The organism is Pleomorphomonas oryzae DSM 16300 (assembly GCF_000422965.1).
GTDB classification, from domain to species: Bacteria; Pseudomonadota; Alphaproteobacteria; order Rhizobiales; family Pleomorphomonadaceae; genus Pleomorphomonas; species Pleomorphomonas oryzae.
Genome location: NZ_AUHB01000010.1, coordinates 76840 through 91675 on the forward strand (window position 1 = coordinate 76840; position 14836 = coordinate 91675).

Below are 14836 nucleotides of genomic sequence, written 5' to 3' on the forward strand. Positions count from 1 at the left end.
GCTAGGGGCCAGAATCGAACAGGGGATCGGAGCTTCGGCTCCGGTCCCTTTTTATTTCCGGCGCCGGATAAAAGACTGCTCCAGTAGTTCCTTGCCCCAATGCGTGCCGACATGCTGCTCGGCCAGCACGAAGCCGCGCGACTCGTAGAGGTGGCGGGCGGCATTGAGGCCGGCGAAGGTCGACAGATGCGTTTCGCGGACGCCGCGTTGATCGGCGAAAGCGAGCGCCGTATCCAGGAGCTGCTTGCCGGCACCGCCGCCGCGCACGCCGTCGCTGACGATGAACCAGCGCAGATGGGCGATATCAGCGCCCATGTCCTCGCCGTCGATCGCCAGCGAGCCGACGATGTTACCGCCTTGCTGCAAGGTCCAGATGCCATTGCACGGGCTGTCGAGGCGACCGCAGAACTCCGCCAGTCCGCCTGATACCAGCGACTCGAAGCGCGCGCCCAGCCCATGTTCCCGCGCATAGTAGAGCGCATGCATTTCGGTGATGCGGGCAATCAAGCCCGGCCGATAACCGGCGACGATCTCGATCGGAGCAGAACCGCTGTCGCTCCGCCCTTGAAGCGCCGCGCTGTAGAGACGCAAGCCCTCCAGCACGGCGCGGTCCTCGCCCTCCCCCAGGCGGCCGAGCGCGCCGGTCACCTGACGGCGGGCAAAGGCATGGATCGCCGCCACGCGCGCCCGTCCCTCAGCCGTCAGCGACAGCATCTTGACGCGACCGTCGGTCTCTCCGGTCGTCTCCGCCACGTCGCCGAGGGCTACCAGCTTGCGCAGCAGGCGGCTGACGCTGGATTTTTCCAGCCGGAGCAGACCGCCGAGGTCGCGCGCCGTCACACCGCCCTTCTCAATCTCGATCAGCGCATGAACGGAGGATGGCGACAGATCGGTGCCGGCGAAGGCACCACCCATGAAGCCCCAGGCGCGCACCATCTGGCGCGACAGGGAACGGATTTCTTCGACGACAGCGGGATTGGCGTTCACTTGGAATGGCCCCATAATTTAGTTGTATCGTACAACCAATATCCCGGAATGCAACGAAGTCCACCCGTTTCTCCGCCGTCCGAGGCGTGCCCCATTGTCGCGTCAGCTTCTGAAAAAGCGACCTTTTGCCTTTACGTGGCGTTAACCAAGCTGCGCAGCGGTCGCACCTCAACCCACTGAAAGAAATAACGAATCATAAACCACTCGTCTTCTCCACCAACCCTCCACCGGTCAAGTGTTAACCCCGCCACAAAATCGCCACGATATCTCCCGTCACCCACCTCAATCCCGGCATGGGTGCGACCCATTCGCACGTCATACCTCAGCCCATCGAAAGTCACCGACCGAAGGCCCGGTTGGTCCCGAGATAAGCTGAAGCGGCAAGGACGAGAACGATGACGGACAGGATCGACGACACCCCATTCAATAGCACCACCGGACACCACGAACTCTCAGTCGGCGCCGGCGCTTCGATCGTCATCGCGGTTGCCACGTCGCTCATCCTGGCGGTGACGCTGCTGTTTGCCAGCTTGTCGCCGGTGAGAGCGGCCGAAATCGTGCCGGCCGTCGCCACGCTCGACACCGAGACCGGCGCCATCCACCCGGCAGGCAATCCCGTTCCCTATGTCAAGGAGCTGCCGCGCGACATGAGCTACTCGATCGCCCCCGCCGGCACGCCGGCCGGTGGCCGTTCCGACAGCCTGGCGCTGATCGTCGTCATGGCCGTTCTGGCCGGCTGGCTGACGGTATCGGCCGACCTCTGGCGCGCCCTGTTCAATCGGGTTAAAAGCTGGGATCGCTCGCGCTCGTGACCCCGGTATCCAATGTCCCCTCTGCGTTTCCTCGGTTTGGTGCTCGCGGCCCTCTTAGGGGCATTCATGCTCCTCGTGCTGGCCTTCTACACCTACGGACGGGAAGCAAGCTGGGACGCGGCGTTCGGCTCGCCGGATCTCGGTCCCTATGATTTCTCGGTGCCCTCGCGCACCGGCAAGCTCAACGACAGCCTGGCCTGCCCGGCCGACGAATGCAAAAAGGGCATCCCCGACATCGAGACGCGCCGTTACGACCTGCCGCCGGCCTCCCTGTTCGCCATCGTCGAGAAAGTGGTGAGGCACCTGCCGGGCAAGGTGCGCGTCGTCGGCGCGAACCCGGTCAATACGCGCCTCAGGGCGATCGTCTTCTCGCCGGCCCTGCGCATGCCCACGACACTGTCGGTGATGGTTACACCCGCCCGTGGCGGCGGGGCTTTCCTTTACATCTACTCGCGCAGCCAGATCGGCTACTATGACCTCGGCCGCAACACCGCCAACGTCGTGGCCTTGATCGCCGCCATCGACGCTGAACTGGCGGCGGCGACGCCCGTCGCGACGCCCCAGACCGGGCCAGCCAAGCCGCCCCCCTCTGCCAAGCCAGCCCCTGCCCCAGCCACACCCAAGAAATGAAAGAACCGCCCGCGGCAAATGCCAGGGCGGTTCTCTCGTTAAGCCTTGATCCGAAAAGTCTGCGCCTTTTCGGGCAGATGTGGTGATTTCTTTTCCGCATCCGCTTTATCCGAAAAGTCTGCAACTTTTCGGGCAGATGCTTATTCGTCTGCCGGCACCAGATCCATGATCTTCTTGTCGGGTTCGTTGGCGCACTCGCCAGCGATCTGCTTCACGTTGGCCACCAGCTGATCCATGTCGATCACCGTGTTGCCGCTCTGATGGCTGAGATAGCCGTCGATCCAGACCACCGTCGGCAGAATGCCCTCTTCGTCGGCCAGGAACTGCTTGCAGGTGAGCTCGGCCATATCGACCTTCTCGCCGGCCGCGGCCAGCGTCGGCAGAACGGCGAACAATGCGCCGACACCGGCGGCGACCCAAACTGATTTCATGATATGCCCCTTCCCCAGTAAACCAGCCGCAGACGTTCGCGCCTGCCATCACCGGCTAATCCTTCATAACATGAAACACTTGAGGCTTGGTGAAGGCGGTATCGGCCGCCGTACCATTTGAAGCCGGCGCCGTAGGCCTCAGAAAACGACAAAGCGCCCGAACCGGTCAGGTATCGAGCGCTACACGTCGTGGTCAGGCTTGTCGGCTTGCTGCCGTCAGATCCTCAGAGGCCGAGGGTCCGGTTGAGGTTGCGGCGGCTCAAGTTACGCTCGCGGGCTTCGAGGTCGTAACGGTCGCCGGCTTCGTTGAGGTAGGCCAGGTCGCGCTCGGCCTGGGTGGGAAGGCTGAAGAGCTTGGCGGTACGCTTGAGGGTGGCGAACATTTGGTTTTTCCTTCTTCCAGACCGGAGGTTTCCGGCCTCTTTCTCTCATTTCTTTTTGCACCCTCAATATAAGTCCGGTTGCCCTTGCGAGCTAATCGCAAGTTCTGAAAGTCACCTTCAGATTCTCTGTGGGGGATGCTCGCTCAAACCACCCTGACGCCGTGCTTCACGCTTGAGGCCAGGAACTCGCAACCGTGGACACCAGCGTTTGCACCGGCGAGGAAATCAAGGGACGATAGGCGATGGCCAGCATCAGAGGCGCCGGTCCGTCGACGAGCGGTCGCATGGTCAAGGTCGCCGGCATCAGGCGCTCGGCGTAATCGGGCATCAGCGAGAAACCGTCCGTCGCCATGATCAGCGAAAAGGTGGAGGCAATGTCCCCGGCGACGTGGGTCGGCGACAGGGCAAGACCGCGCTGCTGCCCCCAGGTATCGATCTCGCCGCGCAGAAAGGGCGCCACACGTTGGTTGACGGCAACGTAGGTATGGCCGACGAGGTCGGCAAAGGTCAGCTCGGGTCGGAGCGCCAGGGGATGGCCGGTCTGCAGGAATACGCTGATACGATGGCGGTCGATCGGCTCGAAATGCAGGTCGAGATCGGTCACCGAGGGACGAGCAAAGGCGAGGTCCAGATTGCCGTCCTTGAGATACTGAATCAGCGCGGTGGACGGAGCGCTGGTCACCTCGATATCGACCTCGCCGGCGATCTCGCGTGCCAGCCGCCGGAACTCGGGCAGCACGAAGGTTTCCAGCCCCGGAATAATACCGACGCGGATCATCATCGGCGCGTTGCGCACTACGTCGATGGCGTCGTCGAGCTGCTTCAGCACCTGCCGAACATGGCCGAGAAACAGCCGGCCGGAACGAGTGAGAGCCACGCCCCGCACCTGCCGGTCGAACAGCTCGACGCCCAATTCCCGTTCCAGATCCTTGAGTTGGCGGCTGAGCGACGGCTGCGCCGTGTGCAGACGCGTCCTGGCCGCGCCGCTGACGCTGCCCTCGTCGGCCACGGCCACGAAATAGCGAAGGTGCCTCAGCTCCATTGCGTACATATCTCCCGAGTATGGCAATCACGCCTATCAAGTCTTTGTAGAGATGGCAACGCTAGTTCTAGGCTGACGCCAACCTGCCCGGCTGGGCAGCAGGCAGTCGCCAGTAACCAGAGGCGCGGGGCTTGAACCGCGAACACCGTGATGAAGCAGAACCACGAAATCCTGTTCGAGCCGATGAAGATCGGCAGTCTCGAAATCAAGAACCGCTACGTCATGGAGCCGATGGGACCGGGCGGGCTCTGCGATGCCGACGGCACCTACAACTATCGGGGTGTCGAATATTACGTCGAGCGCGCCAAGGGCGGCGCCGGCCTCTTGATGACCGGCGTCACCATGGTGGAGAACGAGATCGAGAAGTGCGCCCTGCCCTCGATGCCCTGCCCGACGCTGAACCCGCTCAACTTCGTCAAGACCGGCAAGATCTTGACCGAGCGGGTGCACGCCTATGATGCACGCATCTTCCTGCAGCTCTCCGCCGGCTTCGGCCGCGTATCGATGCCGTCGATCGTCGGCCGGACGGCCGTCGCGCCGTCGCCGATCCCGCACCGCTGGATCGACGGCGTCACCTGCCGGGCGCTGACCATCGAGGAAATCAAGACCTACGTCCGCAAGTTCGCCGACAGCGCCGAGATCGCCCAGCGCGCCGGCTTCGACGGCATCGAGATCCACGCGGTCCACGAGGGCTACCTGCTCGACCAGTTCGCCATTTCGATGTTCAACCAGCGCACTGACGAATACGGCGGCAGCCTGGAGAACCGCCTGCGCTTTGCCGTCGAGATCGTTGAGGCGATCAAGGAGCGTTGTGGCGCCAGCTATCCGGTGTCGCTGCGCTACTCCATCAAGAGCTTCATCAAGGATTGGAAGAGCGGCGGCCTGCCGGGCGAGGAATTCGTCGAGATGGGCCGCGACATTCCCGAAGGCATCGAGGCAGCCAAGCTCCTGGAAGCCGCCGGCTACGACGCCTTCAACGGCGACGTCGGCTCCTATGACAGCTGGTACTGGAGCCACCCGCCGATGTACCAGGCCAAGGGCCTCTATCTGCCCTACAACAGGATCCTGAAAGAGGTGCTGAAGGTGCCGGTGATCACCGCCGGCCGCATGGACAACCCCGATCTCGCCGCCGAGTCCATCGTCTCCGGCCAGACCGATTTCGTCGGCCTCGCCCGCCCGCTGCTCGCCGATCCGCAACTGCCCAACAAGGTGCGCGCCGAGAAGATCGACCGCATCCGCCCCTGCCTCTCCTGCCAGGAAGGCTGCATGGGGCGTCTCGCCAGATATTCGCAGATCTCCTGCGCCGTGAACCCGGCCTGCGGCCGCGAGGCGGAGTATGGCCTGACGGCTGCCCTTGAGAAGAAGTCGGTGATGATCGTCGGCGGCGGCATCGCTGGCATGGAAGCGGCCCGCGTCGCCACCCTGCGCGGCCATGTCGTCACCCTCTACGAGAAGTCCGATCGTCTCGGCGGCGTCGTCATCCCCGGCGGCGTGCCCGACTTCAAGGAAGACGACCACGCCCTGATCCGCTGGTATGAGTGCGAGCTCCGGGAGCTGAAGGTGCCGATGATCTTCAACAAGGAGGTCACCGAAGAGACGGTGCGGCTTGCCAAGCCCGACGTGCTGATCGTCGCCACCGGCTCTCAGCCGAAGATGCTGGGGATCGGCGACGCCGAGAACGTCTACACGGCCGAGGACGTGCTCAACGGCGTCAAGCCGGCCGGCGACAGCACCATCGTCATCGGCGCCGGCCTCGTCGGCTGCGAAACGGCGTTGTGGCTGCACGACCAAGGCAAGAAGGTGACCATCGTCGAGCTGGCGCCCAAGATCCTGGCGCTGGCCGGCCCGCTCTGCCACGCCAACCACGACATGCTGCACGATCTCCTGATCTTCAAGAAGATCGACATCCTCACGTCGAGCTACGTGGCCGAGCCGGTCAGCGGCGGCTTCAAGGTGAAGACTGGCGACAAGGAAACCATCGTGCCGGCCGACAGCGCCATCGTCGCCATCGGCTACCGGTCCGATCGCGGCCTCTATGACAAGGTGCGCAACCTGGTGCCGGAGGTCTACAGCTTCGGCGACGCCCGCCAGGTCTCCAACATCATGTACGCGATCTGGGACGCCTACGAGGTGGCACGCTCGATCTGATCCGCGCTGAGCATTCGCCACATGCCGCGTCGTCCCCGGGATGGCGCGGCATCTCCATTTCACCAGCGCCAGAAACGACAAAGCGCCCGAACCGGTCAGGTTTCGAGCGCTCACGTCTTGGTCAGGCTTGTCGGCTTGCTGCCGTCGGATCCTCAGAGATCGAAGCCACGGTTGCCGCGGCGGCTGAGGTTGCGCTCGCGGGCTTCGAGGTCGTAACGGTCGCCGGCTTCGTTGAGGTAGGCCAGATCGCGCTCGGCCTGGGTGGGAACGCGGAGGAGCTTGGCGGTACGCTTGAGGGTGGCGAACATCTCGGTTTTCCTTCTTCCAGACCGGAGGTTTCCGGCCTCTTTCTCTCATTTCTTTTTGCACCCTCAATATAAGTCCGGTTGCCCTTGCGACCTAATCGCAAGTTCTGAAAGTTGCCTTCAGATTTCCTTTTGAGCAGGGTCCCTTTGCAACTCGAGGCACGCTGCCCTCCTGATGCTCATGCCTGTCATTGTCGTCTTGCCGGCCAGCCGCTATGCTCCGCCCGCCGCCGGCCATCTCTCAGGGTATCGCCGCGAGCCGGGTTGCCAGGCGACGCCATTGCTGAACGAGGACAAGATGCAAGTCAGGACGATATCCATTGCCTTTCTCTGCCTGTTTGCCTCGGCGGCGGCAGCGCAGACGGTTGATCAATCCAGCCCTCCGTCGCGCGCGGAAATGCGCCGCGCCTGCTCGGCCGACTACCGTCGCTTCTGCAGTGACTTCTCGCCGGGAAGCGACGGGCTGCGCCAATGCTTCGCCGACAACAAAAGCAAGCTGTCGTCAGCCTGCGTGGACGTGTTGAAGCGACAGGCAACCGCCAAAGGCTGACTTCAAGGCGTCTGCCCGGGGTGGGCGAGCCGGTAGATGGAGACGTGCGAGCCGGACTCGACAGTGAATGGCGTGCCAGTCCAATCGACCGGCCGCCGATGAAACAATCGGCGCAGGCTCCCATAAGTATACAATTAGATCACTTGTTCAATTATTCGCGCATCAGGACACGTAGACTTTTCGTGAAAGAATTTCATCACGTTATAAGCCTCGCCTCGATACAACCAAAAAAAGACAAACTGCCTCCTCTTGCCATGGAGGGGGTCGTAATATATACGGACGAAATCAGATTGATGCGTATGATTGTGAAGCCTCGGCAAGGAGCAGGTTATATCCTGCCATATCGAGATCGGCCTATTTGCAGGCCGTTTGGATGATGACGACAAAGTTTTTTAAATGACACACCGACTAGGACCTGTAGATAATATCTGACGGACATAGGTTATCGTCTCTAGACATTGGAATTATTGAGTTCAACACCATACCCAGTCCGCATTGAAACGTTATTGAGCTTTTAGGGTTGTGCCTGTCATGTGGCTTGGCGCGAAGAAAGATCTTCGCATCCATAAGTCATATGAAACTATTTCTCAAAGCCAGCCAAGCCTTCGCTCGACCAAAGCGAAGTCGAACCTCTTTCTTACTTTCTAGACAGAAATACTGCGGTGATAGAATGCATCCCAAAATTCTTAAACGGCGGGGCGCTGTATTGACGGCGCAACTGGCCGAGATCGATCGGGACATCAAGGCCGTCTGCGCCTCTCTGGCGCATCGCGTACGGCTTGCCGGTTCGATGTGCATTGGTGACGAGGAGGCCAGACACCTCGAGCGGCAGTTTCAAAGCAGCGTGGATTACGTCATCCGGATACCGCCTACCTCCGAAGAAGGAAGAATTGCCCGTCGCGCGCTCATACAAAAATTGGTAGAGTTGGAAAAATATCTCGACTCTTTATTTCACGCCACATGGGCTAAAGCAGAATTGGACTCCAGGTCGCGGCGGGAATTATATGAATGCCGAGAAAATTTGGACCGGATCAAGGCTCTTGAATACCGATAACGAAAGGCGCGAAAGCTCTTTAAATTCATTATTACATAGGGTGTGAAATGGCGCATTGCCCATACTGCCTGAGCAAGATATCCGAGCGCGAGTTTGTCTGCCCCGCCTGCGGCGCGGAGAAAGGCTATGTCTACTTTAACCGGAAATCCCGAGGGCTTGCCTTCATGCTCATGGTCGGTTTTTTGCTGCCCCTGGCCATTTTATTGGCCGTTCCTCTCTATTTGCAGGGCACCGGTACACTCTTCTGGATGTCTGCATCGATCGCTCTGGGGATCGGCGCCTTCACGGTCTATCGGCTGATCGTCGGACCGATCTGGTATCGCTAGCGTTCTGCGCCCACGAAGATAAACCGTATTTGCCTGGCGGCGAAAACGACAAAGCGCTCGAACCGGTCAGGTGTCGAGCGCTCAACGTCGTATCCAGGCCGGCTGACTTGCCGGCCGCTCCGCCTCAGAGGCCAAGACCCCGGTTGAGGTTGCGGCGGCTGAGGTTGCGCTCGCGAGCTTCCAGATCGAGGCGGTCGCCGGCTTCGTTGAGGTAGGCCATGTCGCGCTCAGCCTGGGTGGGAACGCGGAGGGCCTTGGCAGCACGCTTGAGGGTGGCGAACATCTTAGGTTTTCCTTCTTCCAGACCGGAGGTTTCCGGCCTCTTTCTCTCATCTCTTCGACACCCTCAATATAGACGCAGAGGCCCCTGCGACCTAATCGCAAGTTCTGAAAGCCTCCTTCAGATTTCGTATCGTTAAGAGGCCGTTAGCAAGCCGGCGTCCCGGAAATCCAGGAGGGATCACGACAGCTCGGCCGGCTGCCTTTCCCGGACAGTGTTGGCGCCCGCCGCGCTGAACGAGGCGATCACCGCTTCGGTACCCAGCCCTCATGAAGCCCGATCTACAACCCCACCCATATACATGCATGCACAAGCAAACATATTGACAACCCGTGCGCAGTCATTTATTTGCATGCGCATACATCTTATTGTAACCCCATCCCATGAAAGGAAGCAGGCATGAATTGGCTTTATCTTGCAGTCGCCGTGATCTTCGAGATCACGGTTGCCATCAGCGCCGGCAAGGCAAACGGATTCACCGACCTTCCCTGGACGATCTCCACGCTGATCAGTGGCGCCATCGGCACCTATTTCCTCAGCCTTGCGCTTCTCACCTTCGATGTCGGCGTCGGCTACGCCATCTGGACGTCCATTGCCGGCGTCGGGATCGTCATCTTCGGCGCGTTGTTCTTCGGCCAGTGCCTGAATTGGAAAAAGGTCGTGGGCATCGCCGTGATCATCGGCGGCGTCGTTGGCCTGCGCCTGAGTGGCGCGGTCTAATCCATTTCATCCAAAAGGATTTTCCATGTCGACACCACACGAAACGACGACAAGCCGCGGGCACGCCTGGATGATGCTGATGCTCGCCGGCGCCTTTGAAATCGGCTACGCGCTCAGCGTCGGCGGCAGCCACGCCTTCACCGTGCCGAGCTGGTCGGCCGCCGCCCTGATCTTCTTCCTGCTGACACTCTACTTCCTGAGCGCCGCCCTCAGAACCATCGACATCGGCATCGGCTATGCCGTCTGGGCGGGGACCGGTTCGGTCGGCGCGGCGATCCTGGGCAGCATCCTGCTCGATCAGCCGCTGACGCCGATCCAGGCCGTCTGGCTGGCGGTCATCATCGCCGGTGTCGTCTGGCTGAAGCTCGCCGACAGTGTGAGGCTTCAGCGGCAAGGCAGGTGAACGCCGCACCTTCGGCCCGCCGGCACGGAGCGTCTTCTCCGTCGCTCACCCCGCCGGAGCACCCGCCGATCAGGTTGTCTCAACCCGACAGAAAAGTGGCTGCTCCAGGCGGCATGTCTCTTGAGCACTCCCTTGCATGGCCATACATGTAGGCGTTCCCGATCGCTCGAGAGGAGATCGCACCGGTCATGACACAGAGAGGCGATGCATGGCTGGCGCTGACCCGCGTGGTGGCCGCCATCGAAGCCGAGCTGGGCAAGGTCCTGCAGGAGCGGCACGGGCTGGGCCTCTCGGACTATCGTGCGCTCGATATCCTGTCGCGATCGCCGAATTCCGAACTCCGGATGCAGGATCTGGCCGCGCACCTCGGGCTCAACCAAAGCTCGGTGTCGCGCATGGTCGAGCGTCTCGAACGGAGCGGACTGACCATTCGCGACCTTTGCCCCGACGACAAACGCGGCGTCTACACCGTGCTGACCGACGAGGGACGCGCCCGCCTCGACAGCGCCCGGCCCGCCTACGACACGGCCCTCGCCGCAGCCCTCAAGACGCATGACGGCGAGGCGCTGCTATCCGCAAGGTTGAACGGCAAGAGCTGAGCCGCTCCGACGACGCGACCGCCGTCCTCGTGGAAATCGATGGCTCGGCTCGCTCCCGCAGGCCCAAAGCGCGCTCACAGGCGCGCGATGACCATCTCCTCCGAACTCGAGGGGTGCAGCCCATCCTGCCGATCCCTGAAATAGCGCTCTGCCAGATCGGCCGCCGAGACGTGCGTGACATCGCCGAACCCCGCCTCGCGACAGGCCCGCAGGAACTCCTCCGGCCTGTAGAAACTGACAAAGGGGGTGCCCCTTGATCTTGCGCCTTGCTCGGTCCGTTGGCGCATGGTCCGCTCCGACGTCTCGACGAGGTCCAGCGGCACCATGAAGCTTGCGCAAAGCACGGTCCCGGCGCAAAGAGACCCGATCCGCCTGAGGATGGCGGCGTTCGTTTCCGCGCGAAGGTAGAGCGTTACGCCCAGCAGGGAGAACACGGCCGGCAGGTTCGGATCGAAGCCTGCGGCCCTCAAGGCTTCGAACCAGTCGGCGCCCTGTTCAAAATCCACCGGCACAAACGTCAAGCGCGGCGTAATGCCGTAGCCGCACGCATGGAGCCGCTGCGCCTTCCATGCTTGCGGTCCGGGCTGGTCGATCTCGAATACCCGCATCGTCAACCCGTGGCGCCCCATGCGCTGGGCGAAGGTATCGAGCCCGGCGCCCAGGAGCACATACTGGGTGGTGCCGCCGGCAGCCTCCTTCACGACCAGATCCTCCGTCATCCTCGATCGGGCGACAATTGAGGCACGGGCGCGCGCCGAGCTGCGAAGGTGCATGTCTCCCCGCGAGCGCCACCCTTCAGGTGGGGCGGCAAGCTCCAATCCGAGCTGGTCATCCAGGACATGCGGCTGCGGATCGGCGAGGACGTGGAGAGCCCTCCACAAGGCGACCCGCTCGGCTGTCGGCTCCGGGCCATTGCTTTGCTCGATGACCATTGTTCGCCTCCCATCATTCCGCTGTTACCGCAGGGGGCAGGCCCTTGCGTGTCCTGCCGGGATCGCTGCTGGCGACCGCAATCACCATCATGATGAGGACGGCGCCGAGCGAAGCGAGGTTGACGTATTGGAACCCCTTTGCGACGGCAGCCGCCCCGGCGATTGTTGCCGTGCCAGCGCCAGGCAGGTTGAACAAGGGCACGAGCAGGGCCAGGCCAAGCGCACTGCCCACCTGCTGGAAAGTGGATGCCAGGCCGGAAGCGATGCCCTGGTCGCGAGCGCACACCCCGTTGGTGGCGGCGGCAAACATCATCGGGAAGGTCAGGCCCATGCCGATGCTGTAGAGCGCTAGCCCCGGGATGAGCGCGGCATAGCTCGACGCGCCGGTTGCCACCAACGCCAGGCCGACCATGCCGGCGCCGCCGACCGCGATGCCCAGGAGCAGGACGCGCCTCATCCCGAAGCGGTTGCCGAGCGGGCCGGAGGACGAGGAGGCGACGAAAATGAGCCCGTAGGGCAGGAGGTACCCGAGGCCGGTCTCGAAATCGCCGAACCCCAGTACGTCCTGGAAATAGAGGGCAAGGAAATAGAGGATCGCGCCGAAGCTGCTCGTGAAGAGCAGAGTGATGGCGAGGCCGGTTGCGAGCGTGGCACTGCGGAGGATGTCCGGCGGCATCAGCGGGTCACGCACGCGCCGCTCGATCGCCAGGAAGGTGGCAAACAGCAGCGCCGCGCCCATGGCCGCGCCCACGATGGTCGCGGATCGCCAGCCGAGTTCCGGCCCCTCGACAAGCGCCAGGACCAGCAGGATGACGCTTGAGGTTCCGGTCAGCGCGCCCGGAAGGTCGAAGCGGCCGCCCCCTGCGCGCCGTTGGTCGCGCGGCAGGATGATCAGCGCGATCAGACCGGCGGCGGCGCAGAGCGGCACGTTGACGAAAAAGATGGCAGGCCACCCGAAAGTCTGCGTCAGCGCGCCACCCAGCAGCGCGCCGAGCGCCATGCCGCTGCCGCCGACACCCGCCCAAACCGACAGGGCGCGGTTGCGCTGGGCGCCCTCCTCGAACATGGTCGCGATCAGCGAGAGGGTTGCCGGAAACAGCGCTGCGCCACCCAGCCCCTGCACGCCCCGGGCCGCGATCAGCACCGCGGGATCCGACGCGAGCCCGCCGACGGCCGACGCCAGGGCAAACAGCGCCAGCCCGAAGAGGAACATCCGCCTCCGGCCGAGCAGGTCGCAGCAGCGGCCGCCGAGAAGCAGCAAGCCGCCATAGGGCACGACGTAGCCACTGACAATCCACTGCATCGTCTGGCTGGAGAAATGCAGTTCGCGGGCGATCTCTGGAAGCGCGACGAAGACGATCGTGTAGTCGAGTGAGATGATCAGATGCGCAAATGCGAGAAGCCCGAGCGCAAGGCGCTCCCTGGGCAGGTTCCGTGTCGGCACAGATGGCCTCCTTCATGTCCGATGTGGGATTGGCAGCTCTGTTCCGCCTTGTTAAGCCAACTTGCGCGGACCGGAAGGCATACATATTCGTATGCAGGTCATTCACTCACGAAGGTGCGAGATGGACTGGGACGATCTGCGATATATTCATGCGATCGCGCGGCACGGTTCGCTGGGGCGTGCCGCCAAGGCGCTGGGCACAACACAGCCAACCGTCGGCAGGCGGCTGGCAGCCGCCGAGGCCCGCCTAGGGGTCAAGCTCTTCGAGCGCACGCTGAACGGACTGCAGCCAACGGAGCTCGGTGCGGCGCTTGCCGAGAACCTGGACCAGATGGAGGCGTGCGCGCTCGGGGTGGAACGGCGGATCGCGGCGCGCGACACCGGGCTGCAAGGCTCGATCCTGGTCACCACCCTGGACTGGCTTGGCGACAGGATCGTCGCGCCCACCGCGGCGGCCTTCGGTCGGTTGCATCCGCTGGTTTCGGTCGAGGTCGTCAATGATCCCCGCCTGGTCAACCTCTCCCGCCGGGAAGCCGACATAGCCATCCGCTTTCTGCCCTTCGACAAGGAAGATCTCTACGAGCGTCGCATAGCCGATGTGGCCTACGGGCTCTACGCCTCCCATGCCTTCCTGGAGAAACTCGGCCCGCCCGATTTCGAGGCTGGCTGCGAGTGCCACCCAATCATCACGCTGCACGAGGGAGCGGCAAGAGTGTGCCAGGCCGACTGGCTGCTGCGCCTCGCCCCCAGGGCGCCGATCGCGCTCAGAGCATCGGGCATGCACGGGCAGATGTGGGCAGCCGAGGAGGGACACGGGATGGCGGCGCTGCCTAGGGTGCTGGGGGACGGCCGTCCGGGGCTCGCGCGGATTCCAACCCCGCTTCCCGAGCCAAGCCAGGGCGTGCGCCTGGGGGTTCACGCCGACATGCGCGACGTGCCCAGGATCCGCACCTTCATCGACTTCATGGCGCAAAGGCTCAGGGCCCAACCGACCTGAACGAGCTCACGAGACCTGCCGGCCACATCGCCCCGGCCAAACGCGGGCGTATGGGGACTATCCGTAACTGCCGGCCTGCCGCTTCGCCATGCGCCGAGACAAGCCCCACCATCATCCTCCCCCTCACCCCCGCTCCAGTTCCCTCTCTCTCACCCTCTCGCCCGCCGCGCTGAACGAGGCGATCACCGCTTCGGCGATGGCGACGAAATGCGCTGACGGCCCATTGGGCCCAACCGAGCGGCGGTTGACGCGCGCGCCCTCCAGGAGCAGCCCCAGCGCGTCGGCGAGGCCCTCGGCCTCGGTGATACCGGCGCTGCGGCAGAGCGCCACCAGCTTGCCGCGCTGCTCGCGCTTGAACGCTTCCACCACCAGGCGTGCCGGGTGGTCAGGCTCGGGCAGTTCGAAGGCGGCGGTGAGCAGGTCGCAGCCGCCCCCTTCCATGCTGGCGTAGGAGGCGACGGCGCGCACCCATTGGTGCAGCTTGGCGAGGGAATCTTCGGGGGTATCTTCGGGATATGTCGCGTCAAGATCGCGCCAGAACACCTCGGCCTGACCGGCGGTATCGCGCAGACACTCGGCGATCAGCTCATCCTTGGAGCCGAAATGCCGGTAGAGCGTCATCTTGTTGGTGCCCGCCTCCTCGGCGATCGTGTCGACCCCGACGCCGCGAATGCCATGCTTGCGGAACAGGAGCTGGGCCATTTCGATGATCCGCTCGCGGGGCCGCTTCATCACGCAGCCGCTCACCAATTTGTCATTCTCCATCATGCTGAGGCGCCTTGACGCCTGTGTT

19 protein-coding genes are annotated in these 14836 nt (G+C 63.1%); 10 read left to right on the forward strand and 9 right to left on the reverse strand.

Going from position 1 to position 14836, the window contains the following annotated elements; all coding sequences use genetic code 11:
- Positions 1-51 precede the first annotated feature (51 nt).
- Positions 52-987 (reverse strand): bifunctional helix-turn-helix transcriptional regulator/GNAT family N-acetyltransferase, encoded by a 936-nt coding sequence (locus G522_RS0116570; protein WP_026792006.1) that lies wholly within the window; start codon positions 985-987, stop codon positions 52-54.
- Positions 988-1382: 395 nt separating this feature from the next.
- On the opposite strand from G522_RS0116570, the gene G522_RS0116575 reads away from it, so the two are divergent.
- Positions 1383-1799 carry a hypothetical protein gene (locus G522_RS0116575; protein WP_026792007.1) on the forward strand — a complete coding sequence of 139 codons (417 nt, stop codon included), beginning with the start codon at positions 1383-1385 and terminating at the stop codon, positions 1797-1799.
- A 66-nt stretch (positions 1800-1865) separates the two neighbouring features.
- Entirely contained in the window at positions 1866-2429 is a 564-nt protein-coding gene (locus G522_RS0116580; protein WP_026792008.1) for a DUF1499 domain-containing protein, read from the forward strand.
- A gap of 140 nt (positions 2430-2569) precedes the next feature.
- Here the strand turns inward: G522_RS0116580 and G522_RS0116585 are convergent, their stop codons facing one another.
- The 3 genes from G522_RS0116585 to G522_RS0116595 all read right to left on the reverse strand — a co-directional run bounded on the left by G522_RS0116585 (position 2570) and on the right by G522_RS0116595 (position 4285).
- Positions 2570-2860, reverse strand: a complete 291-nt coding sequence (locus tag G522_RS0116585; RefSeq protein WP_026792009.1) for an HdeA/HdeB family chaperone — start codon at positions 2858-2860, stop codon at positions 2570-2572.
- A 224-nt stretch (positions 2861-3084) separates the two neighbouring features.
- Positions 3085-3243: a DUF3563 family protein gene (locus G522_RS30080; protein ID WP_156886964.1), complete on the reverse strand. Its 159-nt coding sequence runs from the start codon at positions 3241-3243 to the stop codon at positions 3085-3087.
- Positions 3244-3409: 166 nt separating this feature from the next.
- On the reverse strand, positions 3410-4285 hold the full coding sequence (locus G522_RS0116595; RefSeq protein WP_051228713.1) for a LysR family transcriptional regulator: 876 nt from the start codon (positions 4283-4285) through the stop codon (positions 3410-3412).
- 150 nt (positions 4286-4435) lie between these two features.
- Between G522_RS0116595 and G522_RS0116600 the strand changes: the two genes are divergently transcribed.
- Positions 4436-6433 (forward strand): oxidoreductase, encoded by a 1998-nt coding sequence (locus G522_RS0116600; protein ID WP_026792011.1) that lies wholly within the window; start codon positions 4436-4438, stop codon positions 6431-6433.
- Between the two features lie 152 nt (positions 6434-6585).
- Here G522_RS0116600 and G522_RS30085 read toward each other — a convergent pair whose 3' ends face one another.
- Positions 6586-6741: a DUF3563 domain-containing protein gene (locus tag G522_RS30085; protein WP_156886965.1), complete on the reverse strand. Its 156-nt coding sequence runs from the start codon at positions 6739-6741 to the stop codon at positions 6586-6588.
- A gap of 178 nt (positions 6742-6919) precedes the next feature.
- On the opposite strand from G522_RS30085, the gene G522_RS27265 reads away from it, so the two are divergent.
- The 3 genes from G522_RS27265 (at position 6920) to G522_RS30090 (ending at position 8668) form a co-directional block, all read left to right on the forward strand.
- Positions 6920-7288 (forward strand): hypothetical protein, encoded by a 369-nt coding sequence (locus G522_RS27265; RefSeq protein WP_169453542.1) that lies wholly within the window; start codon positions 6920-6922, stop codon positions 7286-7288.
- A 670-nt stretch (positions 7289-7958) separates the two neighbouring features.
- Complete coding sequence (locus tag G522_RS0116615; protein ID WP_026792012.1) at positions 7959-8342, forward strand: hypothetical protein; 384 nt, start codon at positions 7959-7961, stop codon at positions 8340-8342.
- Between the two features lie 47 nt (positions 8343-8389).
- Positions 8390-8668 carry a hypothetical protein gene (locus G522_RS30090; protein ID WP_156886967.1) on the forward strand — a complete coding sequence of 93 codons (279 nt, stop codon included), beginning with the start codon at positions 8390-8392 and terminating at the stop codon, positions 8666-8668.
- A 124-nt stretch (positions 8669-8792) separates the two neighbouring features.
- On the opposite strand, the gene G522_RS29660 is transcribed toward G522_RS30090, so the two are convergent.
- A complete protein-coding gene (locus G522_RS29660) occupies positions 8793-8951 on the reverse strand; it encodes a DUF3563 domain-containing protein (protein WP_084633233.1) in 159 nt (52 codons plus the stop codon).
- Positions 8952-9347: 396 nt separating this feature from the next.
- Between G522_RS29660 and G522_RS0116630 the strand changes: the two genes are divergently transcribed.
- The 3 genes from G522_RS0116630 to G522_RS0116640 all read left to right on the forward strand — a co-directional run bounded on the left by G522_RS0116630 (position 9348) and on the right by G522_RS0116640 (position 10670).
- The gene (locus G522_RS0116630) at positions 9348-9668 is read left to right on the forward strand and encodes a DMT family transporter (protein WP_026792013.1); all 321 of its coding nucleotides are present in this window, start codon (positions 9348-9350) and stop codon (positions 9666-9668) included.
- Positions 9669-9693: 25 nt separating this feature from the next.
- A complete protein-coding gene (locus tag G522_RS0116635) occupies positions 9694-10071 on the forward strand; it encodes a DMT family transporter (protein ID WP_026792014.1) in 378 nt (125 codons plus the stop codon).
- Positions 10072-10259: 188 nt separating this feature from the next.
- Positions 10260-10670, forward strand: a complete 411-nt coding sequence (locus G522_RS0116640) for a MarR family winged helix-turn-helix transcriptional regulator (protein ID WP_026792015.1) — start codon at positions 10260-10262, stop codon at positions 10668-10670.
- Positions 10671-10744: 74 nt separating this feature from the next.
- Here the strand turns inward: G522_RS0116640 and G522_RS0116645 are convergent, their stop codons facing one another.
- Positions 10745-11602 carry a class I SAM-dependent methyltransferase gene (locus G522_RS0116645; protein WP_026792016.1) on the reverse strand — a complete coding sequence of 286 codons (858 nt, stop codon included), beginning with the start codon at positions 11600-11602 and terminating at the stop codon, positions 10745-10747.
- Positions 11603-11615: 13 nt separating this feature from the next.
- Entirely contained in the window at positions 11616-13046 is a 1431-nt protein-coding gene (locus G522_RS27270) for an MFS transporter (RefSeq protein ID WP_084633234.1), read from the reverse strand.
- Between the two features lie 121 nt (positions 13047-13167).
- On the opposite strand from G522_RS27270, the gene G522_RS0116655 reads away from it, so the two are divergent.
- Positions 13168-14043 carry a LysR family transcriptional regulator gene (locus tag G522_RS0116655; RefSeq protein WP_026792017.1) on the forward strand — a complete coding sequence of 292 codons (876 nt, stop codon included), beginning with the start codon at positions 13168-13170 and terminating at the stop codon, positions 14041-14043.
- Positions 14044-14166: 123 nt separating this feature from the next.
- Here the strand turns inward: G522_RS0116655 and G522_RS27275 are convergent, their stop codons facing one another.
- Positions 14167-14811: a TetR/AcrR family transcriptional regulator gene (locus G522_RS27275; protein ID WP_245586680.1), complete on the reverse strand. Its 645-nt coding sequence runs from the start codon at positions 14809-14811 to the stop codon at positions 14167-14169.
- Positions 14812-14836: the final 25 nt, after the last annotated feature.